The sequence below is a fragment of the Nocardia sp. NPDC058499 genome (genome assembly GCF_042719915.1).
GTDB lineage: Bacteria > Actinomycetota > Actinomycetes > Mycobacteriales > Mycobacteriaceae > Nocardia.
Genome location: NZ_JBHXMZ010000004.1, coordinates 675,339 through 700,047, shown reverse-complemented (window position 1 = coordinate 700,047; position 24,709 = coordinate 675,339). Strand labels below are relative to the sequence as shown.

General features: G+C 67.8%; 21 protein-coding genes. 12 read left to right on the top strand and 9 right to left on the bottom strand.

All coding sequences use genetic code 11. The features are described 5' to 3' along the window. Window positions 1–8 precede the first annotated feature (8 nt). A complete protein-coding gene (locus ACFWPH_RS16480; protein WP_378751716.1) occupies window positions 9–218 on the top strand; it encodes a heavy-metal-associated domain-containing protein in 210 nt (69 codons plus the stop codon). Here ACFWPH_RS16480 and rsmA read toward each other — a convergent pair. The 3 genes from rsmA to ACFWPH_RS16465 form a co-directional block, all read right to left on the bottom strand. Then, the gene (rsmA, locus tag ACFWPH_RS16475) at window positions 200–1,087 is read right to left on the bottom strand and encodes a 16S rRNA (adenine(1518)-N(6)/adenine(1519)-N(6))-dimethyltransferase RsmA (RefSeq protein WP_378751795.1); all 888 of its coding nucleotides are present in this window, start codon (window positions 1,085–1,087) and stop codon (window positions 200–202) included. The genes ACFWPH_RS16480 and rsmA overlap by 19 nt on opposite strands. 480 nt (window positions 1,088–1,567) lie before the next feature. Next, window positions 1,568–1,720 carry a hypothetical protein gene (locus ACFWPH_RS16470; protein WP_378751714.1) on the bottom strand — a complete coding sequence of 51 codons (153 nt, stop codon included), beginning with the start codon at window positions 1,718–1,720 and terminating at the stop codon, window positions 1,568–1,570. A 189-nt stretch (window positions 1,721–1,909) separates the two neighbouring features. Then, window positions 1,910–2,743, bottom strand: coding sequence for a TatD family hydrolase (locus ACFWPH_RS16465; protein WP_378751712.1), 834 nt, complete (start codon window positions 2,741–2,743; stop codon window positions 1,910–1,912). 205 nt (window positions 2,744–2,948) lie between these two features. On the opposite strand from ACFWPH_RS16465, the gene metG reads away from it, so the two are divergent. Then, window positions 2,949–4,514 (top strand): methionine--tRNA ligase, encoded by a 1,566-nt coding sequence (gene metG, locus ACFWPH_RS16460; protein ID WP_378751710.1) that lies wholly within the window; start codon window positions 2,949–2,951, stop codon window positions 4,512–4,514. Window positions 4,515–4,556: 42 nt separating this feature from the next. Here metG and rsmI read toward each other — a convergent pair whose 3' ends face one another. Further along, window positions 4,557–5,402, bottom strand: coding sequence for a 16S rRNA (cytidine(1402)-2'-O)-methyltransferase (gene rsmI, locus ACFWPH_RS16455; protein ID WP_378751708.1), 846 nt, complete (start codon window positions 5,400–5,402; stop codon window positions 4,557–4,559). Window positions 5,403–5,929: 527 nt separating this feature from the next. Here rsmI and ACFWPH_RS16450 point away from each other — a divergent pair. Beyond that, window positions 5,930–7,555 carry a dolichyl-phosphate-mannose--protein mannosyltransferase gene (locus ACFWPH_RS16450; RefSeq protein ID WP_378751706.1) on the top strand — a complete coding sequence of 542 codons (1,626 nt, stop codon included), beginning with the start codon at window positions 5,930–5,932 and terminating at the stop codon, window positions 7,553–7,555. 14 nt (window positions 7,556–7,569) lie between these two features. Here the strand turns inward: ACFWPH_RS16450 and ACFWPH_RS16445 are convergent, their stop codons facing one another. Together ACFWPH_RS16445 and arcA are read right to left on the bottom strand one after the other, a co-directional pair. Continuing rightward, on the bottom strand, window positions 7,570–7,929 hold the full coding sequence (locus ACFWPH_RS16445; protein ID WP_280418730.1) for a GntR family transcriptional regulator: 360 nt from the start codon (window positions 7,927–7,929) through the stop codon (window positions 7,570–7,572). 30 nt (window positions 7,930–7,959) lie between these two features. After that, entirely contained in the window at window positions 7,960–9,216 is a 1,257-nt protein-coding gene (gene arcA / locus ACFWPH_RS16440) for an arginine deiminase (RefSeq protein WP_378751704.1), read from the bottom strand. Between the two features lie 130 nt (window positions 9,217–9,346). On the opposite strand from arcA, the gene soxR reads away from it, so the two are divergent. Then, the gene (gene soxR, locus ACFWPH_RS16435; RefSeq protein ID WP_378751702.1) at window positions 9,347–9,925 is read left to right on the top strand and encodes a redox-sensitive transcriptional activator SoxR; all 579 of its coding nucleotides are present in this window, start codon (window positions 9,347–9,349) and stop codon (window positions 9,923–9,925) included. On the opposite strand, the gene ACFWPH_RS16430 is transcribed toward soxR, so the two are convergent. Further along, a complete protein-coding gene (locus tag ACFWPH_RS16430; RefSeq protein ID WP_378751700.1) occupies window positions 9,846–10,760 on the bottom strand; it encodes an SDR family oxidoreductase in 915 nt (304 codons plus the stop codon). The two genes, soxR and ACFWPH_RS16430, sit on opposite strands and share 80 nt — an antisense overlap. A 106-nt stretch (window positions 10,761–10,866) precedes the next feature. Further along, complete coding sequence (locus ACFWPH_RS16425; protein ID WP_378751698.1) at window positions 10,867–13,083, bottom strand: hypothetical protein; 2,217 nt, start codon at window positions 13,081–13,083, stop codon at window positions 10,867–10,869. A gap of 442 nt (window positions 13,084–13,525) precedes the next feature. Between ACFWPH_RS16425 and ACFWPH_RS16420 the strand changes: the two genes are divergently transcribed. The 6 genes from ACFWPH_RS16420 (at window position 13,526) to ACFWPH_RS16395 (ending at window position 20,697) form a co-directional block, all read left to right on the top strand. Beyond that, window positions 13,526–13,969: a GyrI-like domain-containing protein gene (locus ACFWPH_RS16420; protein WP_378751696.1), complete on the top strand. Its 444-nt coding sequence runs from the start codon at window positions 13,526–13,528 to the stop codon at window positions 13,967–13,969. Further along, window positions 13,966–14,421, top strand: a complete 456-nt coding sequence (locus ACFWPH_RS16415; protein ID WP_378751694.1) for an effector binding domain-containing protein — start codon at window positions 13,966–13,968, stop codon at window positions 14,419–14,421. Before ACFWPH_RS16420 ends, ACFWPH_RS16415 begins: the two co-directional genes overlap by 4 nt. A gap of 270 nt (window positions 14,422–14,691) precedes the next feature. Further along, a complete protein-coding gene (locus ACFWPH_RS16410; RefSeq protein ID WP_378751692.1) occupies window positions 14,692–15,468 on the top strand; it encodes a hypothetical protein in 777 nt (258 codons plus the stop codon). Continuing rightward, on the top strand, window positions 15,458–17,602 hold the full coding sequence (locus tag ACFWPH_RS16405; protein WP_378751690.1) for an Rv1355c family protein: 2,145 nt from the start codon (window positions 15,458–15,460) through the stop codon (window positions 17,600–17,602). Before ACFWPH_RS16410 ends, ACFWPH_RS16405 begins: the two co-directional genes overlap by 11 nt. Before the next feature lie 43 nt (window positions 17,603–17,645). After that, window positions 17,646–19,481: an EAL domain-containing protein gene (locus ACFWPH_RS16400; RefSeq protein ID WP_378751688.1), complete on the top strand. Its 1,836-nt coding sequence runs from the start codon at window positions 17,646–17,648 to the stop codon at window positions 19,479–19,481. An 88-nt stretch (window positions 19,482–19,569) separates the two neighbouring features. Further along, window positions 19,570–20,697 carry a glycosyltransferase gene (locus ACFWPH_RS16395; protein ID WP_378751686.1) on the top strand — a complete coding sequence of 376 codons (1,128 nt, stop codon included), beginning with the start codon at window positions 19,570–19,572 and terminating at the stop codon, window positions 20,695–20,697. Window positions 20,698–20,811: 114 nt separating this feature from the next. Here ACFWPH_RS16395 and ACFWPH_RS16390 read toward each other — a convergent pair whose 3' ends face one another. Continuing rightward, window positions 20,812–21,249: a DUF4254 domain-containing protein gene (locus ACFWPH_RS16390; protein WP_378751684.1), complete on the bottom strand. Its 438-nt coding sequence runs from the start codon at window positions 21,247–21,249 to the stop codon at window positions 20,812–20,814. A gap of 387 nt (window positions 21,250–21,636) precedes the next feature. Between ACFWPH_RS16390 and ACFWPH_RS16385 the strand changes: the two genes are divergently transcribed. After that, a complete protein-coding gene (locus ACFWPH_RS16385; protein WP_378751682.1) occupies window positions 21,637–23,043 on the top strand; it encodes a hypothetical protein in 1,407 nt (468 codons plus the stop codon). Beyond that, window positions 23,040–24,704 (top strand): hypothetical protein, encoded by a 1,665-nt coding sequence (locus tag ACFWPH_RS16380; RefSeq protein WP_378751680.1) that lies wholly within the window; start codon window positions 23,040–23,042, stop codon window positions 24,702–24,704. The genes ACFWPH_RS16385 and ACFWPH_RS16380 overlap by 4 nt, the downstream gene beginning before the upstream one ends. Window positions 24,705–24,709: the final 5 nt, after the last annotated feature.

The following is a 24,709-nucleotide window of genomic DNA, read 5'->3' as shown; positions in this document are numbered from 1 at the left end:
GAGACACCATGTCCACCACCAGCACTTACACCGTCAGCGGTATGACCTGCAGCCACTGCGTCCAGGCGGTGAAATCGGAAATCGGCAAAATCGACGGCGTCACCAGCGTGGACGTCGATCTCACCTCGGGCCGGGTCGTGGTCGACGCCGCCGCGGCAATCGCCGATACCGATATCGCGGCCGCGGTGGACGAAGCGGGTTACGAACTGGCGAGCTGATCGCCGGCCTGCGCGGCGAGGCGGACGAAGGCTGCGGTATCGAGGGTTTCCCCGCGTGCGGTCGGCGCGATACCCGCGGCGACCAGCCTTCGCTCCGCCTCCACCGGGCTCCCCGCCCAGCCCGCGAGCGCGGCCCGCAACGTTTTCCGGCGCTGCGCGAACGCGAGATCGATCACCTCGAACACCCGCAACCGATGCGATTCATCCACCGGCCAGGGCGGTTCGGCAAACCGGTCCACCCGTACCAGCCCCGATTCCACCTGCGGCACCGGCCAGAACACCTGCCGGCCCACCGCGCCCGCCTTGGCGACGGTGCCGTAGAAACCGGCCTTCACACTCGGTACGCCGTACACCCGGCTCCCCGGCGGCGCGGCCAGGCGATCCGCGACCTCGGCCTGCACCATCACCAATGCCGTAGCAATACTCGGGAATTCGGCCAGCAGATGCAGTAGGACCGGAACAGCCACGTTGTAGGGAAGATTCGCCACCAGGGCGGTCGGCGCGGCCGGCAACATATCCGCGCGGACCCGCAGTGCGTCACCGGGCACCACGGTCAGCCGGCCGGCCAGGGTTGCGGCCCGTTCCCGCACCGTATCGGGCAATTGCGACGCCAGCACGGGGTCGATCTCGACGGCGAGCACCGAATCCACCACATCCAACAGCGCCAGGGTCAGCGAACCCAGACCCGGCCCCACCTCGAGCACCGTATCCGCACGCCCGACACCGGCCGCGGTCACGATCCGCCGGACCGTATTGGCGTCGTGCACGAAGTTCTGCCCGAGCTGTTTGGTCGGGCGGACACCGAGCCGCTCGGCCAGCTCCCGCACCTGCGCGGGCCCCAGCAGAGCCACCTCACCACGCGCCATCATCTCGGCATCCGACACCGGGCGAACTTACCAACTGGGTTTCCGGCGCCGGCTCCGGCGGGCAGGTCGAAGCCAGATCGAACCGACCCGGGAGGGAACCGCCCAGAGGGGGCGGCTGTATTTCGGAGGCGCGCCGCGGCGCGGGAGCGGAGACTTGGCGAACCTGCTGGGGAGTGGACGATCCGTGAAAGCGCGGGCTGTAATCTTGGGGACGCTCCGCGGCGCGGGGCTGGGGACCTGGTCAACCCGCTACCACGGGAGACCCTCCGCGAAGGGGCGGGCTGTAATTTTGGAGACGCTCCGCGTCTCGAGGGTGGGGCCCTTGGGGGCCCGGTTCTTCACTCCTGCGCTCCTCCGCTTCGCTCCCCCGCTCCGTCGCTCCAGAACCGGGCGGGCCCCACCCGGGGATGTGGACCCATCGAATGAGGTCCGGTATGGGGTGGACCTAACGGGGTGTGCCGGTCGGCAGCCCCGCATATACGGCTAGACGAGTGCGGGCTGGGGCAGCGGCAGTTGGTAGGAGTGAGCGGGCGGGGCCGAATGCGCCCGGTCGCTGTGGGAATTGTGGGTGGCGATGGCCGCACCGGCGCCGACCATCAGGGTCAGCAGTACAGCAGCGATTGCCACGTAGAGCATGGGCGAGCGTGAGGAGTTGATCCTCGCAAAGGGTGACACGGTCACGGGACGATAACGAAGGTCGAGGGTCACGACAACCGCAACGAATCGGCCCGGCGACTCCGGAGGCGAATACATCCGCCGAGACGCAGCTAGACGGAACGCAGCGCGGAAAACTGTGAGGCAACTCACTTTTCCCAGTGGACGGTTTCAGGCGGTGAATCGGTAGACGCGGCGCGCGTTCGCCGTGCTTATCTCCGCCAATTCCATCGGTTCCTGCGCCCGCAATTCCGCCAGCGCCCGCACGGTGTACGGCAGGCAGTACGGCTCGTTGGGCGCGCCCCGATACGGGTGCGGAGTCAGATACGGCGCATCGGTTTCGACGAGCAACTGGTCGTCCGGCACCACCTTCACCGCCTCGCGCAGTTCGTGCGCGTTCTTGAAACTCGCGGTCCCCGAGAAACTCAGGATGTAGCCCTCGGCCACACAGGACAGCGCCATATTCGCGTCCGAGGAGAAACAGTGGAAGATCACCGTCTCCGGGGCGCCTTCGTCCAGCAACACGGTCAGCAGATCGTGATCGGCTTCCCGGTTGTGGATCATCAGCGGTTTACCGATCCGTTTGGCCAGATCGATATGCCAGCGGAAACCCTCGATCTGCGTTTCGATATCGGCGCAGCCGTCGAGTTTGCCCGGCCAGTAGTAGTCGAGCCCGGTCTCCCCGACCGCCACCACCCGCGGATCGGCCGCCAGCTTCTCCAGCTCCGCCCGCGCCGCCTCGTCGAGCGCATTCGCCCGCGTCGGATGCAGGGCGACCGCCGCATACACCCGATCATCCCAATGCGCGGCATCCACTGCCCAGCGTGCCGCGGCCAGATCGTCGGCGACGGTCACCACCCGGCCCACCCCCACCCCGGCCGCCCGATCGACCATCTCCGCGACCGAAGCCGCATCGGTGGCCCCGCAGGCGTCGAGATGGGTATGGGCATCCACCAGCGGCGCCAGCGGCTCGGGCAGCGGCGGGGCGGGACGCCGGGCGCTCATCGGCGGGCCACCGGTCGCCGGCCGGCCGAGTTCACAACTGGGTGAGACGTTCGCACGGATTCACGAAGGAGCACGGCTCTCACAGTAGAGTCCGCCACCACTCCACGTGACGACACCTCGCGAACCGCGGGCCAGTACCCTCTGATGCCATGAACACGCAGTCGAGTCGGGTTCACACCGGTCCGCATGATGGAATCAAGGCACCATGAGCGCAGTCGACCGCCCCGCCTTCTATATCACCACGGCCATCGCGTACCCGAACGGTGCGCCGCATATCGGGCATGCCTACGAGTACATCTCCACCGATGCGCTCGCCCGGTTCAAGCGGCTCGACGGGTACGACGTGTTCTTCCTGACCGGCACCGATGAGCACGGCCAGAAGATGCAGCAGACCGCCGTCGCGGAGAACGTTCCGGTGGAAGAGCTGGCCGCGCGTAACTCCGATGTGTTCGAGCGAATGGACAAATCGCTCGATATCTCCTTCGACCGGTTCATCCGCACCACCGACGCCGACCATCAGCGCGCCAGTATCGCGATCTGGCAGCGGATGCTGGACAACGGCGATATCTACCTCGACAACTACTCCGGCTGGTACTCGGTGCGCGACGAGGCGTTCTACACCGAGGAGGAGACCACGCTGCTCGACGACGGCAGCCGCATCTCCACCGAAACCAACACCCCGGTGACCTGGACCGAGGAATCCAATTTCTTCTTCCGGCTCTCGACCTACCAGGACAAACTGCTCGCGCTCTACGACGAGCATCCGGAATTCATCGCCCCGGCGACCCGGCGCAACGAGATCGTCAGCTACGTCAAGGCCGGACTCAAGGATCTGTCGATCTCCCGGACCACCTTCGACTGGGGCGTTCCGGTGCCCGGCCACCCCGACCACGTCATGTACGTATGGGTGGACGCGCTCACCAACTACCTCACCGGTGTCGGCTTCCCGGAAACCGATTCCGCCGCCTTCGGCAAGTTCTGGCCGGCCGATGTGCACATCATCGGCAAGGACATCACCCGCTTCCACACCGTGTACTGGCCCGCCTTCCTGATGTCGGCCGGTATCGAACTGCCGAAGCGCGTCTACGTGCACGGGTTCCTGTACAACAAGGGCGAGAAGATGTCGAAATCGGTCGGCAATGTGGTCGACCCCCTGGAACTCGTCGACACCTACGGCCTCGATGCCGTGCGTTTCTTCCTGCTGCGCGAAATCTCCTACGGCCAGGACGGCAGCTACAGCCACGACGCCATCGTCTCCCGGATCAACGCCGATCTGGCCAACGAATTCGGCAACCTGGTGCAGCGCAGCCTGACCATGGTCGCCAAGAACTGCGGCGCGGCCGTACCCACTCCGGGTGAGTTCACCGCCGACGACCGTGCCCTGCTCGACCGCGCGAACGGCCTGCTGGAACGCTGCCGGGCCGAGTTCGACGTGCAGCAGATGCACCTGGCGCTGGAACAGATCTGGCTGACCCTCGGCGAAACCAACCGCTACTTCACCGCCCAGGCGCCCTGGACGCTGCGCAAATCCGGTACCGAGGAAGACCTGGCGCGGATGGCGACGGTCCTCTACGTCACCCTCGAGGTGATCCGGATCGTGGCGATCCTGGCCCAGCCGGCGATGCCGGGCTCGTCGGCCAAGATCCTGGACCTACTCGCCCAGCGGGGCCGCGATTTCGCCGATATCGCCACCCCGCTGGTCCCGGGTGTCGCCCTGCCCGCCCCGGAACCGGTGTTCCCGCGCTACGTGGAGCCGAAAACCGACGAGTGATCTCCGAGGCCGGCAGTGGGGTGAGACCGTGGCCGCGCCGCTTCACTCGACGGCGGCGCGGCGGGCAGCCAGGACAGCGTCGTAGAGTTCGCGCCGGGAGACCCCGGCGATCTCCGCGATCTCCGCGCTGGCGTCCTTGAGCCGCAGTCCCGCGGCGGCGCGTTCCTCGACCTGCGCGACCAGGTCCTCCGGTTCGGTGACGGTCGCGCTCGCCCCCGCGAGGACCACCGTGATCTCCCCGCGCACACCACCGGCCGCCCACTCCGCGAGCTCGGCCAGCGTGCCGCGTACCACCTCTTCGTAGGTCTTGGTGAGTTCCCGGCACACCGCGGCCCGGCGGTCGCCGCCCAGGATCTCGACGGCGTCGGCCAAGCAGTCGGCCAATCGGTGCGGAGCCTCGAAGAACACGCAGGCCCGCCGTTCGGAGACCAGCGTGCCCAGCCACTCCTTACGCCGCCCCGATTTGCGCGGCGCGAACCCGTCGAAACAGAACCGGTCCACCGGCAACGCGGAGAGCGCCAGCGCCGTCGTGACCGCCGAGGGCCCAGGGAGACAGGTCACCGGCAGATCCCGTTCGGCACACGCCGCCACCAGCCGATACCCGGGATCACTCACCGACGGCATCCCCGCATCGGTGACCAGCAGCACGGTCCGGCCGGCGGCGATCTCCTCCAACAGCGCGGGAACCTTCGCCGACTCCACATGGTCGTAGAAACTGACCACCCGGCCCCGGATCTCCACACCCAGCGCATCCGCCAGCGACCGGGTCCGCCTGGTGTCCTCCGCCGCGACGATATCGGCGGACCCCAGCGCCTCCCGCAATCGCGCGGAGGCATCCCCGATCTGCCCCAGCGGTGTCGCCGCCAGAACCAGTCCGCCCGTTGTCACCACACTCCTTGTCTATTGGCGGCGCCTGCGGCGCCGCGGGTTTCGGCCCCTGAGGTCCCTGCTTTCCGCACTCGATGCTCGCGGCTGCGCCGCATTGCATCGAGTGCGGAAAGCAGGGACGGGCCGAAACCTTTCAGGGCCTCGCTGAACTCGGCTCCACCGTTGGTTACGTCGGTCCTTGCTGTGGGCCGCGGCTGCGATCTCGTGTGCACAGTCCGCTTCAGGCACCCTGTTCCGTGGTGGTGCGGCAGTCTTGTGTCTCCGGGGCCACCGCGGGCCCGGTTTCGGCGGTCCGCAACTACCTGGAACGTATCAGGTGAGTGGTAAGGGTTCCGCTGCTACCGCCCAGCACGACCCGGGCGGCGATGACCCGGGCGAAGTGCAGCGGAACGCAGCGCAGCCTACGGCACGGCGGAGGTGGGCGGATTTGCTCCGGTCGACCGATATGTCCGCCTCTCCGGGGACTCGGCCGCGACCGGTTCGGGCGTGTGGCGTCGCGCCGGGGGCACACCCATAGACTCGGGGCCGTGAATCAGCTGACCGACTCGCGCCCGAGCGCGTCCTGGCGGCCGCCGCGTACCCGGTCGAGCCCGGCACCGCTGCGGCCCGCACCGGATTTCGGTCCCACCGATACCGTGCGCGGCTGGGTGGTCAGCCTGTTCCTGACGGTGATCGCGGCCGTCACGCGGTTCACCATGCTCAGCTACCCCACCGACGCGGGTACCCCGGTTTTCGACGAGAAGCACTACGCGCCGCAGGGCTGGCAGATCCTGACCGGCGGTATCGAGGACAACCCCGGTTACGGGCTGGTGGTGCATCCACCGGTGGGTAAGCAGATGATCGCGCTCGGTGAAGCGTTGTTCGGGTACAACGGCTGGGGATGGCGATTCACCGCGGCGCTGTGCGGCACCCTGCTGGTGCTGCTGGTGATCCGGATCGTCCGGCGGATGACACGGTCCACCCTGCTCGGCGCGTTCGCCGGAATCCTGCTGATCGCCGACGGGGCGAGTTTCGTCTCGTCGCGGATCGGCATGCTCGATATCTTCATCACCTTCTTCGTCACCGCTGCCTTCGGCTGCCTGATCGTCGACCGCGACCAGGTCCGGGCGCGCCTGGCCCGCGCCGACGCCGAGGGCCGGATCGCGGAGACGCCGTGGGGTCCGCGACTGGGGGTGCGCTGGTGGCGGTTCGGCGCCGGGATCCTGCTCGGGCTCTCATGCGGGACCAAATGGTCGGGCCTGTATTTCATCGCAGCGTTCGGCCTGATGAGTGTGCTGTTCGATCTGTCCGCGCGCCGCGCCTACGGTGTGCGTAAACCGCTGTTCGGCACCGCGATCCGCGATATCGGCCCGGCGCTGTACGCGCTGGTCGTGATACCGCTGGGTGTCTACCTGGCCAGTTACGCCGCCTGGTTCCGGGAGGAAACGGCGGTCTACCGCTATATGGCCGGTAACCCGTCGGCTCCCGAGGACGGTATCGGCACGGGCGGTTTCTGGTCGCATCTGTTCCCCGACGCCCTGCGTTCCCTGTGGTACTTCCACTCCCGCACCCTCGGCTTCCATTCCGAGCTCACCAACTCGGCGGGCAACCATCACCCGTGGGAATCCAAACCGTGGACGTGGCCGATGGGCTTACGCCCGATGCTCTACTACTACGCCGACGACGGGGTCACCGGCTGCGGGCAGAGCGAATGCGTGAAGGCCGTCATGCTGATCGGCACCCCGGCGCTGTGGTGGGTCGCGCTGCCGGTGCTGATCTGGGGGCTGTGGCGCTGCGTGGTGCGCCGCGACTGGCGTTACGCGGCCGTGCTCACCGGATACGGCGCGGGGCTGCTGCCCTGGTTCCTCACGCTGGACCGGCAGATGTACTACTTCTACGCGGTCGCACTGGCCCCGTTCCTGGTGATGGCGCTGGCTTTGGTCTTCGGCGATATCCTCGGCACCGCGCGGCGAGCGGCCGCCCGACCTCCGGGCGGCACCGGTTCCTTCCTCCCGGCCGAACCCAGCGAACGGCGCAGTCTGGGACTGCTCGCGGTATGCCTGTATCTCGCCCTGGTGATCGCGAATTTCATCTGGTTGTGGCCGATCCTGACGGCCCTGCCCATCACCACCGGCAACTGGCAGGACCACCTCTGGCTACCCAGCTGGCGCTGAGACGGGCGCCGGTGTCAGGCGATCAGGGCGGTTTTCACGTAGTGGAGGGCGGCGGCACCGTCGAGCCCGAGCCGGCGGATCGTCGCCACGTATTCGGCGGCGGCCCGGCCGGCGGCGTCGGCGGTGGGGTCGCCGGAGGAGGCGATGAAGGTGCCCAACCGGCCGCGGGTTTCCAGGACCCCGTCCTGTTCCAGTTCCCGGTAGGCCCGGGCCACGGTATTGGGGGCCAGACCCAGTTGCGCCGCGAGCGCACGCACCGTCGGAATCTTGGTCCCCGCTAGGAGTTCACCCGCCCGGACGCGGGCTATAACGGCCAGACGTAGCTGTTCGTAGGGTGGGACGCCCGAATCGTGCGACACCGTGATCTCGAACATGCGTCCGTTCTTACCGCATCAGCCCGCTTTTCATACGCTATCCCGGGCAAGTGGGCAGGAAAGACAGCGTGGGCCGCCGCGGCCCGAGCCCAATTCCGAACCGGGTATGCGCAGCACCTCGATACCGGAATCTTCGAGCCGCGCATTGGTCATCTCGTTGCGTTCGTAGGCGACCACCACGCCGGGGCCCAGGGCGAGCGTGTTGTTCCCGTCGTCCCACTGTTCGCGTTCGGCGGTGACCCCGTCCGTTCCGGTATCGATGACGCGGAGTTTGCCGATTCCCATCGCCGCGGCGGCGGCGGGCAGGAACGGGTCGGGTCCGGTGACCACGCAGCTGTCGGTATCGGTGCGGCGGATCGTGTACGCGGTGAGGGTTTCGCGCACGCCCGGATACATCACGACCGCGTCCGTATCGACCATGGTGCATACGGTGTCGAGGTGCATGGTGGCGCGGTTCTGCGCGATCGGCGCCACCAGCACGGTGTGCGCGAGACCGTCGTCGAACAGGCTGCGCGCCAGCGCTTCCGCACCGGCCGGGGTGGTGCGCTCGCCGACACCCACGGCCACGACCCCGGGCGCCAGCAGCAGTACATCACCGCCTTCGATGGGCGCGGTATGCGATTCGTAGGCCCGGCGGACCCCGAGGAACCTCGGGTGGAAGGCATAGATCAGATCGGTCAGCGAGGTTTCCCGCGCGCGGGCGGGCAGCGCGAGTGCGGTGATCGCGACCTTGGGCCCTACCCAGAACGAGGAGTCGCGGGTGAAAAGGAGATTGGGCAGCGGGTCGATGACGAAATCGCCACCGTGGTGCATGCGGCGGACGAGGGAGGTGTCGTCGGCGGCGAAGGGCAGTTCGTCGAAGGTCATCCCCGCCATCAGGATTCGGGCGAGGTCGGGGGCGGGGACGCCGCGCAGCTGGGCAGCCAGTTCGGCGGCGAGCGAATGGCCGAGACGGCGGGCGTGCACAGCCGCGGAGATGCCCTGGATACGCGCGGCGCCGCTGACCGCGAGGGTTTCGGCGAGCAGGTCGGCGAGCAGCAGTACCTCTACCCCGCGGTCGCGCAGGACCGCGGCGAAGGTGTCGTGTTCCTGCTGGGCGCGTTCCACCCAGGGGATGGCGTCGAAGAGCAGTTGATCGTTGTTGCGCGGGGTGAGCCGGCGCAGTTCGTCGCCGGGCCGGTGCAGCAGTACCGCGCGCAGGTTGCCGACCTCGCTGGTCACCCCGAAGGTGGGGGCCGGGTGGCCGGGGTCCCGTTGCCGGGTATCGGATGCGGCATCTGATCCCATGTCCCGACAGTAATGCGCGCGGCGGCCGGCGGCATACGCGCGGGCCCCGCATTCGCGGCATATTTGCCCCGGATTCCGCCCACAAGTCCAGCAACCCTGAAGTATGGTTGAGGATGACGGAGGAGGGCGGATGCCGACAGCGGATTGGAAAACCAAAGAGCTGACCCCGGGTCAGCTCTCCGAGCGTAGCGGAGTAGCGGTGTCCGCGTTGCACTTCTACGAACGCGAAGGACTTATCTCCAGCCGCCGGACCAGCGGAAATCAACGCCGCTACACCCGGGAGACGCTGCGCCGGGTGGCCTTCATCCGCATCTCCCAGCGGGTCGGCATCCCACTGAGCGAAATACGCGATGCGCTGGACCGTTTGCCGGAAGGTCGCACACCCACCCGGCGCGATTGGGAAACCCTGTCCACCGCCTGGCAGGCGGATCTGGACGAACGGATAACCCAGCTGGTCCGGCTACGGGACAACCTCACCGGGTGCATCGGCTGCGGCTGCCTGTCGCTGGGTAGCTGCAAACTGGTCAACGAACACGACCGGCTCGGCGCCGAAGGTCCCGGCGCCCGCGTCCTCGACGTGCATCTGAACTGCCCGGAACCGGGCCTGTGCGACGACCCCGGCGATTCGCTCAGTGTGCTGCCGGAGAATCCGGATTCGGTGTGCTCGCTACCGTCCGATCCCGATTCACCGACTGTTTCAGCGTGCTGAACTGCCGGTTGGCCTGCCGCATCAGCAGTTCGTAGGGGAAGGCGAACTTCCGCTTCCACCAGTAGCCGAAGCGGATATCGAAGGAGCTGTACACCAGGAAACGGTTGCGCTCGATCCCCTTCAGGATCGCCGCGGCGACCTTCTCCGGTGGTACGGCGTGCCGGGTGAACAGCGAGGTCACCCGCTGCACTCGCGGATTCTCCTTATCCACGCCGACCAGGTCGAAGGTCCGCACCAGCGGCGTCGCCACCGCGCCCGGCGTCACCAGATGCACCGTGATTCCGTGCTCGGCGAGTTCGAACCGCAGCACCTCCGATAAGCCGCGCAGGCCGTATTTGCTCGCGCTGTAGGCGGCATGCCACGGCAGGGCCAGCAACCCCGCCGCCGAGGAGACATTCACCAGCGCACCCGGCTGCCCGGACCGCACCATCGGCGGAACGAACCGTTCGATGACATTGATCGGCCCGAGCAGATTGATATCGACCATCCGGCGCCAATGCCGGATCTCCAGACTGTCGACGGTCCCCCACACGGAGGTCCCGGCCACATTCATCACCACGTCCAGGCTGCCGAAAGCCTCGTGCACGGCGGCGGAGAACTCCGCGACGGCGTTGTAGTCGGAGATATCGAGCGCCCGCGAGATGAGCACGGTCCCACCGGCGCGTTCGATCTCGCCGACCGTGGCGGCCAGCCCGTCGGCATCGATATCGGTGAGCACCAGGCGCGCACCGCGGGCCGCGGCCGCCAGCGCGGTCGCCTTCCCGATACCGCTGGCGGCACCTGTGACCAGCGTTTTCGCGCCCTGTACCGATTTCCTGCGGTTGACCCGCCCCATGCCGACTCCCGATCTACGACTGCGCTGTCGGCAGCAGCGTACCGAGACCGGGCGCGGGTGGCACGGCGGAGCGGCGGGTCACCGGCTTCGGCAACCGTCCGCGCGGTCACAGATCCCACGGGTCCGGTCCGAAATCGGGCAGCGCGTGGTCCAGATTGGACAATCGTTTCAGCGAGGCCGCGAGTTCGCCGCGATGCGCGGCGGTCGGCGCGTCGGAGTAGGCGCGAGCCGTGGCCAGATGTTCGGTCGCCAACTGGTGGGCGATGGCAGTGCGCGTATCCCGGCCGGCCCTGTTCCATTCGGCCGGATCGATATTCGCCCGCAGGGCCCGGTCGGAATCCCAGTGCTGCTGGACGCGGGCGATGAAGGAGTGGTCGAGCTGCGCTCCCGGGGCGGGGGCCAGGGTATGGCGGGCGAGACTGTCGGCATCGCTGACGGCCTGAGCGGCGAACGCCATTTCCGCGTCCGTCCCGACGTGGTTGAGTACCGCGTTGCCGGCGGCCACGGCCTTCTGCAACGGCGGGAACCCGTACGGGTTGCGGGAGCGGGTGTCGTTCCGGGTCTGCCGCGCCTGCATATGGCGGTGGATGCGCTCGTGGCTCGCCCCGGCGTCGTGCAGCACCGCCGGCATCGACTCGGCCGGTACCCGGTTGTTGTCGAGATACTTCAACGCCCGGTTCAGACCGAGCTCGGTGTGGATACCACCCCATTCGGCGGCTTCCCGGCGTGCCAGCAGGCGCCAGTTCTGCCGGCCCATTGCCCGCCACCGGTGCGATTCCAGCCTGCTGGCCGCCGACGCGCTATTCGCCCGATCGTTGCGCATTCTGCCGATGGCCAGCGGACTCAGTGGATTCACCGTGCGACCGAGCAGCCAGGCAGTCAACGGTGAGGCGTTGACGGTGTTCAGCGCCGTCAGGCCAGCAAACGCTCCCATCCCGGAACCACCGGCCGAAGCTTTACCTCCCCCCGCGCCGCCCACCCCGAGCGCGGTCGCACCGGAGCCTGCGGGCGCGCCTTGGACGGCGAGCGCGAACCGATTGGCAGCCCACGCCGAACCACGCGTAAGACTCTTCGACAAACGGCCCATCTGGGATATGGCGACGATTTCCACGACCGCGGCGATCACGATCACGGCGACCACTCGACCGTGGGCCTGCTGGAAGATATTGCCGAGCAGCAACAGGTAGATACCGACGAAAACGGTGTATGCGCACATGCGGGCTGCCGCGATTCCCGAATTCACCAGGTTCCGCACCAGGAAGGACTGGGTCGGACCGTAGACGAAACCACCGGCGGCGAATCCGAACACGGCCATGAACGCCTGATAGATGGCATCGAGCGCCGCGCGCATCAGCCGAAGGGAGAGCACCACCGCGAACAACAGCAGCACGGCTGCCGAGGCCAGTAGCACCAGCCCGGTGCCTATCTGGCCCACCCGCGCATGGGCGGAGGTGACCGCGGCGGTATCGCCACAGGAGCCGAGTTCGCGCCGGGTCCGCTCGGGATCGCCCGCCGTCATCCCCGCCGACCACGCTGCGGCGCAGGCCGGCCGGTCGTCGACGATATGCCCGAAATTCCACACCTGCACCGGACGGCGCGCGAAATTATCGGCCATATCCCTTTGCAGAGTGCTCAACACCAGGTCCGGATTCCGCGAGTCCGACCCATTGAGGCCGGCGGCGACCGCCATACCCAGGTCACGCCCCCGGGCCGGCAGGCCGTCCGACCCCAGGGCACCGGCCAGCGGAGCGGCCAGGAACAGCGGACCCAGCACAGCCACGACCAGCATCGTCAGTATCTGGACTACAGCCCTGCTGTGAAAGCCGCGCACCGTGAACCAGGCCACGAGAAACGCCCCGATACTCGCTGCCGTAATCAGGACCGCGGGAGTGGCGAGCCGGCCCGCGAATGCGTCCGCTACGCCTTGCAATGCGTCCGCGAAGAGGTCGAGCCAGGCGAAACTGAGCGCATAACCGACGAACCAGATCGCGGTGGTCACGATAACCATATATCCGACGAATTCCAGGCCGATCAGCGTCCAGACCATCGTTGCACCGGGATCGAGGAGATCGCCACGCGCGCCGACGAAGGCGTAATCGGCCAGCTGCACGCCGGCGGAATCGCGGATATTCATCCAGGCGACACCGTCCATCCGGCTCGGCGCCGCCGCACCCACCCGCGCCCCATCCTGGGCCATCGCGACCGCGCCCAGCCCGCCGGGGAAAACGGTGAGAATCGCTACCAGGAGGAGACCGCGGACGAGAAGGCGCCGGCGCGGCCCTGCCCATGTCGCCGGGAGTCCACGACCACCGAGAATGCGCACTGCAGCCGGTCCGCTAGGGCGCCGCGGTCGTCATGCGTCCGGGTTTCGCGGGGAGCGCCCGCCGATCTGCTCTGCCGATCATGTCGGCATTGGTAATTACGTGGAATGAAGCTCAGCTGAACTGATAGTGGCGAACCGGGCCGACCGCGGTGAATTACGAAACAATATCGGGTGACATAGCCAGCGTTGAGAACACCACTAGAATGCCCGAGGAAAACCCGGCTGCTCGAATTCTTCCCGCTATTTACCCGACAATTGCCGGGCGACAGTCCGGTTTGCAATTTCGGTACACAATGGCCGGTTTACACCGCACAGTGCGACGATCCACCGAAATCCGGCAGCCGGGCGGGCCGCCCGCACCGCCACCGGTTGATAGCATGGCGGATCCGGCCGACCACCCGGTCGGCTTGCCCACCAGGAGACATCTCGAAAGAGTCCTTCCATGCAGTTTGAAATCGTCGAGCGGGATGAGACGTGGGTGGCCGGGCTTCCGGTACGCAGCCCCAAGCGCGCGCTCGGTGAACTACGCGACCGCGATCTCGAGGGCGCCTGGTCGTCGGTGCTGCATCACGAACTCGGCGGGCCGCTGGCCACCGCGTACACGGACTACTCGCCCGAGCTGGGGACCTACAACACCCAGATCGTCGGCTACGAGTGCCACTCCTTCGACGCGGTCACCCGCGGCCATATGGTGGCGCGCCTGCCGCGCGGTACCTACGCGAAGTTCTCCTCGGTGGGCAACTTCCCGCAGATCATGACCAGCCTGTGGACCCAGATCGCCTACGCCGAGGAACACAACCGGATAAACCGGACCTTCACCGGCGATTTCGAGTTCTATCCGCACGCGTACAAGATCGATCTGTACCTGGCGGTCGAGGCCCGATGACCTACACGATCGTGGTGCGCGGCGAGTCGGTGTACGCCGGCCTGGTGGTGCCGAAGGTGCGCCCCAGCTTCAAGGTCAGCAACAGCGAACTCATCGAGTTCCTCAAGGACCGGCTCAGTGAACGGGCGGCCGGATTCGCCGGCTCGGCCGAGGCGCAGCGACCGATGTACACCGTGTACGTGCGCACGCCCACGGGCACCTACAACGCCCTGGTGTGTTTCGAATACGCCGAACCGGGTGATTCCGCCGTCGGCGATGTTCTGGTCCGTGTCCCGCGGGGCGTCTACGCACGGTTCGTACCCAACGGCGACTACCACGATCCCGTCGAGGATGTCTGGGCGCAGGTCGACGATGCCACGGCGTCGGCCGAGATAACTCGCGCCTACCGCGAGGAGATCGAGCTCTGGCACGGTTCGGAATCGGTGGAGCTGTTCATTTCGATCGCCACGTGACAACGGCGGCGAACAATCCGTTGCCGGGTGATAACTAACTCCGAACCAACCGGTCTCCTGGTAACCAGTCATTCTCGAACCACCTGGCCTGACCTGCGATAACAGCCGCATCTCGCGTCAGTTTTCGGAAGATTAACCAGAGTTCTGGTCAATTGTGTTTCGATGACGGATACTGCACTGGGCACGTCGGCGAGCCGGGGCGTCGGACGAGCTGCTGGACAAGATATCCCGTGCACCCACCGGGTGTACGGCGAAAGAGTAGGAACTGTCATGACTGTCGAAACGATCGCAGTCGGCCAGGAAGACCACCCGCACCACGGCCGCGCTGCGGGGTTTCGCGACAACGTCTCCGGCTACGAAATCTGCGCCACCACCCCCGACCGCTCCCCGGACCTCTGGCACCGCTACCTGGCCGGCGCCCAGCGGACCTACCGCCATTTCGCCAACGAACAGGCCCTGGAATACGACGCCGTCGCCGACGGTTCGTCGACCGCGCTGTTCTTCGCCGCCACCGATTTCACCGGTGCGGTGGTCGGCGGTCTGCGGGTCCAGGGACCGTACCGGTGGGTCTCGGAGGTCGACTCGCTCACGCCGTGGGCCGGGCGGCCGGGCGCGACGGACCTGAGTCTCATGATGGCGCGGCGTATTCCACGCGGTGTGGTCGAATCCCGCGCCGTCTGGGTCGCCCGCGACGCCGACCGCCGCAACGATCTGACCGCCGCGATCTCCCGGTGCATGGCGCACGCCCCGCGGCTGCTGGGCGCCCGCTACGGCTTCGCGACGGTCGCCTCGTTCACCACCGAACGGCACCGCGCGAGCGGCGGCATGGTCGCGCAGGCGATCCCGCCCGTGCCCTACCCGGACGAGCGCTACCGAACGGTGCCGATCTGGTGGGATACCAGGACCTATGATGTATTTGCTGACAAGTTGCAGTATTTGTTGATGCGTGGTGAACTTCGCGCTATGGGATTAGCTGAACCGAGGTCGTCGCGGTCGGTCCGGCCGCTGCGCCGCGGTGGGGAGGAATGCCGGTCACATGGTCGGTGAAGCAGATCTCGGAGTGGAATACCGGCCGCTGATCCTGGACCCGGGCGACCCCGACGACGAACGGGCGCTGGCCGGGTTGCGCAGCACACCGCATATCGAGATCAACGATCTGCGCGGTTTGCTCGCCACCGAGTTCGGCAGGCTCAACGACCCCCCGGAAACCGCCGAGGGCCCCGCGGACGACCGCTGGGTGTACTACCCGTGGCGGCGCAGCGTACTGGTCCTGCCGGGGCCGCGGACCTTCCGCGCGATCCGGCTCGACCGCAATCGCAACAAACTCACCCGCGCCGAACAGGAGCGGCTGCGCACCCTCACGGTCGGGGTCGTCGGGCAGAGCGTGGGGCATGCCATCGCCTACACGCTGGCCCAGGAGGGGGCGTGCGGCGCACTGCGGCTCGCCGATTTCGACGAACTCGAACTGTCGAACCTCAACCGGGTCCCCGCCACGCTGTTCGATATCGGCGTGAACAAGGCGATCGTCACGGCCCGCCGGATCGCCGAACTCGACCCCTATCTGACGGTGGAGGTGCGCGGCGGCGGACTGGATCCCGATACCGTGGACGATTTCGTCGACGGGCTGGGAATCGTTGTGGAGGAATGCGATTCCCTGGATATCAAACTGCTCGTCCGCGAAGCGGCCCGGCGCCGGAAGCTGCCGCTGATCATGGAGACCAGCGACCGCGGCCTGCTCGATATCGAACGTTTCGACCTCGAACCGGGCCGGCAGCCCTTCCACGGCCTGCTCGGCGATACCGCGGCCACCCAGCTGCGCGGACTGTCCACCAGGGACAAGGCGCCCTACGTCGTGGGGTTGCTCGGCGCGCGCGATCTGTCCGCCCGGATGGCGGGCAGCCTGGTCGAGGTGGGCGAGACGTTGAACAGCTGGCCGCAGCTGGGTGGCGATGTGGTGCTCGGCGCGGCCAGTGTCGCGACGGCGGTGCGCCGGATCGGCCTGGGCCGGCCGCTGCGGTCGGGCCGCACCCGGCTCGATATCGAACAGGCCCTCGACGCCCTCACCGATCCGGACCTCGATCTCGACGAACCCGCCGCCGATACCGACACCGACACCGTGCCCGCGGCGCCGCTCGACCGGATTCTCGATTGCGCGCAGCGGGCGCCGTCCGGCGGGAATATCCAGCCGTGGTCGCTACACACCACGGAGCAGGAAATCCGGATCACACTCGATCCGCAGTACACCACCGCCATGGATACCGGCTATCGCGGCAGTGCCGTCGCCGTGGGCGCCGCGTTGTACAACGCCCGTGTCGCGGCAGCCGCCCACGATCGGCTCGGCCCCCACGAATTCATCGAAACCCCGGATGCCCCGCTCACCGCGGTGCTCCGGCCCGGCACCGATACCGACCCGGCACTGGCCGCCGATTACCCGTACGCGCTCGCCCGGGAGACCAACCGCCGGATCGGCCACGGCGGCCGTATCCCGGAATCCGTCCTGGCCGGGCTCGCCGCCGCGGCGGCCGCCGAGAACGCCCAGCTGCGGGCCGCAACTTCACCGGCCGCCCTGCGCGCGATGGCCGAGGTCTTGGCCGACTCGGACCAGGTCCGCTACCTCACCCCCCAGTTGCACCGCGAGATGTTCGCGGAAATGCGCTGGCCCGGGGACGACCTCTCCGACGGTATCGATACCCGTTCGCTGGAACTCGCGCCCGACGAACGGGCCGCCATGCAGATCGCGCGACGCGCCGACGTGATGGCCCAATTGCACAGCTGGTCGGCCGGTGCCGCACTCGGCGATTACGCCCGTGACCGGGTAGGTTCCAGTTCCGCGGTCGTCGCCGTCACCTTCCGCCGGGAACCCGGCGCCGAGGGCGGCGGATTGGCCGAGTACGCCCGTGCGGGGGCTGCGGTCGGGCGGGTCTGGATCCAGGCGCAACGGTCGGGTCTGGCGGTGCAGCCGATGTCGCCGGTGTTCCTGTTTTCGCAAACCCGTACCGAACTGGATGCACTTTCTCCGGCGTACGCGGATAGACTGTCCACACTTCAGGGTCGTTTCCTGGAAATACTGGAAGTGCCGGAACAAGAAAGCGTGGCGCTGGTACTACGCCTGAGTTATGCGGCAGCTGCCAGCGTACGGAGCAAGCGTCGCCCGGTACCGGGCGGAGAGCTCCGCGGTTAGTGTGATCGGAGATCAGGTGCCTCGGCGGACACTCGACTCGCTGGTGACCGAAGTCGCCGCGGAGCTGATGGGCGTCGATTCGGCGACCATGGTGTCGGCGACCGAGCAGGTGCTGGCCATGCTGATCGACTACTTCGATGTGGACTTCAGCTACCTGCGGCACAACGATCCCAAGAACCGGTCCACGGTGCTGGTGGCCGAATGGCCGCCGCGTCAGGACGTGCCCGAACCCGATCCGCTCAGGGTCGTCTATTTCGACCAGGCCGACTCGGTGTTCCGGTCACTCGAGCATGCCACCGAACCGTTCCTGATTCCGGCCAGCGCCGCCGACTATCAGCAGACCATCCACTCCGCGTCCGGGCTCGGCGATATCAGCTCCGCGGCCGTCCCGCTGGTTTCCCGCGGGAAATCCACCGGGCTGCTCGGATTCGTCAAGGTCGGCGACCGGGACTGGAGCAACCGCGAACTCAATGTGCTCAAGGCGATCGCCACCCTGTTCGCCCAACTGCAGGCGCGGGTGGAAGCCGAGGAACAGCTCCGGTTCATCGCCCTGCACGACGACCTGACCGGGCTGTCGAACCGGCGTGCGCTACTCGAACATATGGAACAGCGGTTGCGGGCCGGCAGTCCCGGGCCCGTCGCGGCCTTCTTCCTCGACCTGGACCGGCTCAAGGCCCTCAACGATTTCCTCGGCCACACCGCCGGTGACAAGTTCATCCGGACCCTGTCCGAGCGACTCCAGGACAATCTCGACCCCAACGATATGATCGCCCGCCTCGGTGGCGACGAGTTCGTGATCGTGCCGGCCAAACCCATGGACACCGTCGCCGCCGAACACGAAGCGACCCGGATCCGGGAACTCATCAGCCGCCGGGTGACCGTTGGCGGGGAATCGGTGAGCCGCGGCGCCAGCGTCGGCGTGGCCGTCGGAATCCCCGGTGAGACCACCGTCGCCGATGTCCTGCGGCGCGCCGATCACGCCCTGCTGTCCGCCAAATCCGGCGGCGGGAACGGGGTCGCGCTGTTCACCGACGCGATGCGCGCCCAGTTCGAGCTCCAGGATGATGTGGAACTCAATCTGCGCAGCGCCGTCTCCGACGGCTCGCTGATCCTGCACTATCAGCCCGAAGTCGATCTGCGCACCGGCCGTATCGTCGCGATGGAGGCCCTGGTCCGCTGGTTGCATCCCACCCGCGGGCTGCTACCGCCCGGTGCGTTCGTCACCGTGGCCGAGGCCACCAACCTGGCCGGTGAGCTGGGCCGCTGGGTTATCCGCACGGCCTGCGCTCAGTTCGCGCGCTGGCGCCGCCAGGGTTTGGCGACCAATATGGTCATGCGGATCAACGTATCTCCGGTGCAGTTGGTGAGCTTGGATTTCGTCGAGCGCATCGAGGACATCCTGCGCCATTTCGGCATCGACGGCAGCTCCATCTGCCTGGAGATCACCGAACACGTGGTGGTGCAGGATCTGGCCCGCACCCAGGTGACACTGCGCGGGCTCAAACGGATGGGCGTACAGATCGCCATCGACGATTTCGGCACCGGCTATTCCTCGCTCTCCCATCTGAAAGCGCTCCCCGTGGACGCGGTGAAAATCGACCGTGGATTCGTCCAGCGGCTCGGCGCCAGCACCGACGATCTCGCCATCGTGAAATCGATCATCGGCTTGGCCGGGTCGTTCGGGCTCGGCGTGGTGGGCGAGGGTGTGGAAACGCCGGTCGCCGCCCGCACACTGGTCGGCCTGGGCTGCTACCGGGCGCAGGGCTTCCTCATCGCCCGGCCGCTGCCCGCCGACGAGGTCGGTGAACATCTCAGCGTGGGCCGGATCCCGCTCAACCTCGATCTCCCGCGCTCCGGCCGCGGCCAGCCCGACCGCTAGCCTGCCGGGACCAAATAACACCGGGTGTTAACCAACTGTTCGACGGCCCGGTTCCGGCGGGCACCCGGACCCGGCCACGATCGGCGACGTGCGCATCGTGCAACTGGCCAACTTCTACGGACCACGCTCCGGAGGTTTGCGGACCGCACTGCACCACCTGGGCGAAGGGTATGTGGCCGCCGGACACGAAGTTGTACTGATCGTCCCCGGGCCACGCCCCGCCGAGGAGGTGCTGCCGGGCGGGGTCCTGCGCATCACTCTGCCCGCCCTGCCCATCCCGTGGACCGGTGGCTACCGCGCCGCCGACCCGCGGCGGGTGGCCGATACGCTCACCGGCCTGCGGCCCGACGCCCTGGAAGTATCCGACCGGCTGACATTGCGCGGCTTCGGACGCTGGGCCCGGCGCCGCGGTGTGGCGGGCGTGATGATCTCGCACGAACGGCTCGATCGGCTGCTGGGGCAGATCATGCCGCAGCGGTGTGCCCGCCGCCTCGCCGATATCGCCAACCGGCATACCGCCGATCAGTACGACATGGTTGTGTGCACCACCGAATTCGCCCGCGCCGAATTCCGGCGGATCGCCGCACCCAACGTCGAGATGGTTCCACTGGGAGTGGATCTGGACCTGTTCACTCCGCACCGCCACGATCGAGGCCTGCGGGCGGACCTCGGCGTGCCCGGCCATCCCCTGCTGGTGCACTGCGGGCGGCTGTCGGTGGAGAAGCGGGTCGACCGCAGTATCGAGGCAGTGGCCGAATTACACCGCCACGGAGTGGAAGCGCGTCTGGTGGTCGCCGGTGACGGTCCACGTCGGGAAGCGCTGGAACGACGGGCCCGGTCGATGCCGGTTGTGGCAGGAGGCCTGCCCGCAGTTCATTTCACCGGGTTCATCACCGATCGCGCCGAAGTCGCCAGATTGCTGGCCACCGCGGATATCTCGCTCGCCCCCGGGCCCCACGAAACCTTCGGGCTCGCCGCACTGGAGGCGCTTGCCGCAGGCACGCCGGTGGTGGCCAGCCGGTCCTCGGCCCTCGCCGATATCGTGACCGCCGATTGCGGCGCGGTGGCCGCCGACGAACCGGCCGCATTCGCCCGGGCCGTCACCGATGTGCTCGCCCGGCCACCCGCACAGCGTCGCGGCGCAGCCCGGCAGCGCGCCGAACAGTTCACCTGGCCGGCAGCCGTATCGGGAATGCTGTCCGTACTGGACCGCTGACCGGCCGATTCCGCGAACAGCCGCGGTTTCCGGTGGCTCGCCCGGTGCGGCACCGCATATTTCGTAGCGCGGTCTCGCGGTGCCCGGCCCAGGTGGACCGGGCACCGCGAACGATCACACCCGCGCAGGCAGCCGCCGGCGGCCGCCGACGATATCGCCGATCAATTCGGTGTAGCCGTCGATCAATTCGGCCAGGCGGTGCCAGCGTTTACGCGCATGCTCATCGCGCGCCCCGTCGGTTTCGATCACCTCGTTGGCATACACCCAGCTCCAGGCCATGCGATCGATCACGTCGCCCAGTGTCTCGGCGTGGATCAAGCCGTCGCGCGGTAGGGATCCGCGTTCGCGGATCCAGTCATCGATATCCTCCATCAGCTCGCGGCGGCGGTTGTCCACCTCGGCCACCAGCCGCGAGTCCCGCATGGTTGCCCGCCGCGCATGCAACGCCGCCAGCGCGTGCGCCGAGCTCAGCAGATCGTGATCTGCGAATTTGGTCCCCTGGAAACTGCACAACAGCTGCGTCGCTGTCGGCAGTCCGCCCCTCGGGGGCATTACCTGCCGCCCCGTTCGAACGTCACCCGGCACCATCACACTCTGTTCAAACATGATCGGCTCTCGATTCGGTCGTACCGCATATCGGATAGGTTTTGTTCAGTCGGTGACAATAGTTGATACACATCACTGCGCGCGGGAGAAACGCACTATTGCATTCGCTCTTTGGAGCAGATCACATCCCGACCGTAACCTGCGGCCCCACAACACAAAGCAACCCATATGCCGGAGCCTCGCCATGGCTGGCAAGAGGGGACAGTTGCGCCCGCGCCCGGATTGCGAAAATCTACGACCCGAAGTGTGATCCTGACGGCCGAACGACGCTCTTCCGGGCGAGGTTCGCAGACCGGCTTGCAGGACAGAGATCCGCTGACGTGGGAGTGTGCTGTGACCGGCTCCGGGAAGCCAGAACTCGCGGAGCTGACCGATCGAATCGTCGCCGGGCTGCATGAGCTCGCACCGGACGGGCAACGCCGGCTGGAGGCCGCGTTCGCGATGACCGTTGTCGCCGAATCGGCGCTGTTCCTCGCCGATAACGGCGGCCACCCGGTCCGGTGCCAAGTGTCGGATTCGGTGTGGGAATTGGTGCGCCGACACCGGGACCTGTCTGCTGTCGTCGACGACGGGCCGTGGTGGCGGCTGGTGGTGCGCGTCGATACGCATGGGGCCGAGGTCGTCACCGATCAGGGCGCGGAGCCGTTTCCCGGTGAGCAGTTGTTCGCGCCGCAGGCGTATCTGGCGGATCTGGAACGGTATCCGCGTAGCCGGCTGCCCGTGTGGCTGGCCGCCTACATCGGACGCGGCGAATCCCAGTCGAGGTCACCGCGCGCGGCCGCGGACGGCGTGCGCGCGGATCGGAGTGCGGGCGTGCAGGCGGTGCCGGTGATCGGCGAGTTGCCGGATCTGGCTGTGGTGTGGGCCCGGTGGACAGTGCTGGCCGCGGCCTTCGTGGCGGCCGGATCGGAACGAGGCCCGCGGATCGGCCCGTCGGTCGGCATCTTCGAAAGTTCGGGACACAGCGGTTCGACGCTGACGTTACTGCCCGGCGACCGGGCGGTGCTGTCGGGCGGTGTCTGGGATGCGCCGGTCCTGGAAGCCGCCTACAACGGTGCCGGTGCGCTGCCGAAATTATTCGCCGGCGCACCGGATTGGGTGGTCGATCCGGTACTCAACCCGCGTGTGATGACCGGCATGCTGTCCTTTTGTTACTGGTGGGATCAGGGACAGTGGTACCGCGGCGAATCCGCTCCGATGGCGGAATGCGCGCCCGCGTTGCCCGCCGTGTGGACGACCGATGCGGTCGCGAAAGTGGTAGCGGGCGTATTGGACGGCCCGTCGCCGGATGCCGCTGAACCGCTGGTGTCGGCCGCGCAGGCCGCGGCGGTGACCCGCGCGGCGATCGTGCAAGTTGTCGGTGCGGACGCCGACGCCGATGTCGACGGTGCCCTGTTCCAGTTCGTGCTCGCCGATCTGGTCGCCGGTGACATCGTGGGAATCCAGGAGGCGGAGGCACTGAACCTCGTCCGCGATCACATCCGCAGCCGGGGTTACGACACGACGGGATTCCCGCTTTCGACGTTGCGGGCCGAGCGGATCAGCGTGGGCTGGATGGTGCGTTCACCGGTGCCGGATGGTGAGATCGCGCTCGACCGGGCGGTCTTCTATATCGCAGACGATGGTGTCGTGGAGCGGTCGAGCTCATCGGTGCCGCTGTCCGCGTTCACCACCGATTTCGAGCGCCGGTTCCGGCTGCGGACCGGCGGACCGATGTCCGCTGCCCGAGGTGGAAGATGAGCGGCGAACTGCGACTGGACTTGGATGACCTGCGTGAGCGCGGGGCGCGGCTGGCCGATATCGCCGATCGGGTACAGCAGACATACGCCGGGCTGCAGTACTGCTTGCAGCAGGCGGAAGGCAGCTTCGGCGACGACTATATGGGCCGCACCTTCGCCGAGCAGTTCACGCCGCGCGCCGAACAAGTGGTTTCCACCGTGCGGGCCATGGCGGAAGGGATGCGCAGTAACGCGACCGGAATAATGAGCACCGCCAACGAATTCGGTGCACTGGACAACGACGCAGCGCGAGTGGCCGGGGCTGCCCAGGATCAGGGTCCGGGGCCGGCCGGCCCCGTCGGGGCACCCCCGCAGGGTGCGGCCGGCCCGCAATCGCCGGTCGATGGACCCCGGCCGACCTCATCCGACCGGGCCGCGGTGGCACCGGAGCAGAATTCACCGGTGTATCCCGCCGGCGGGCCACAGAGCACCGGCCAACTCCCGGCCGGCGGGCACAACCGGCCCGGTAGCCCACCGGCACCGGACGGATCCGCGGGTCGAGCTGCTGCAGATAACGGGCCACGGTCCCAGTCGCCGTGGAGTCGTTCCCAGCCCGAAGCCGGTCCGGCGGGCAACAATGCGGCCGGCGCACCCGGCCGGCGGTCCGGATCGGCGGCGCCGCCACCGTCCTCCGCGGTATCACCCCCGCCGGTAGCACCCCCGGCGCGGAATACGCCCCGGGCGTCGGGAGTACCGTCCGGCAGCTCCGTAGCGGGACCCGCGGGACGGACCGGAGCCCCGTGGACCGAGACGCCGCCCCGCACGCCTGGCCAACCCGGGATGCCGGGCTCCCCCGGAAACGCTGGAAGGCCGGCGAACACCGGGCCGTCGCCGCAGCAAGGCCCCCCACCACGACCGAACACACCGGCCGGTGACAATGACCGCGCACGTGATCGGCGCGGCGGCCGCGAGCGGTCGCCATCCGATCCGGCAATCGAACTGCTGGCAGGCGCGCTGGCCGAGCGGCACGGCGTGGAGGTGACAGGTTTCGATGCCCCCGGTCTTCAGCTCGCGCCCGTACAGGAGTTCGTGACCGCGGTGGACCGGGTCCTCACCGACTATCCGATGATCGTGCTGGAGATCGTCGCGGTCGCCGAGCTCGCGGACGAGCTCGGCACGGTGCGGTGGGCCGGTGCGCCGCCGGACATCGAGGGCGGCGCCCGTTCGATAACGCTCGACCGGCACGCCGCACAACAGCCGCAGGAACCTGCCCAACCGGCACAGGCACCCGCACACCCGCAGGATGCCGATCCCGATCCCGATGCCGATATCGAGGGAGCGGGCGAGACGGTACCGCCGGGTATCTACGCGGCCACTTTGCGGGCATTCGGCCGGGCTTTCGATGCGGCCGGTAGTGGTGTCGCACACCGGCGTGCGCAACGCGTCCTGATCTCGGAATACCTGAACAACCAGCCACGCCCGCGCGCTGCGCTGTCCGAATTGGTGCGCGGTTACCGGGAGTGGCGCGCCGAATTATCCGCAAATGCCACGGAACCGAGCGACTTCGATGTGGCCGAGGCGCTCGGCGTCGCGTTCGCCGAGGTGGTTCAGCACGGCGAAAAGGCCGGTATCCAAGCACGACTGCTGCATGCGGTGCTGGTCGCCGCGGCATCCCGGCTATAGGTCGA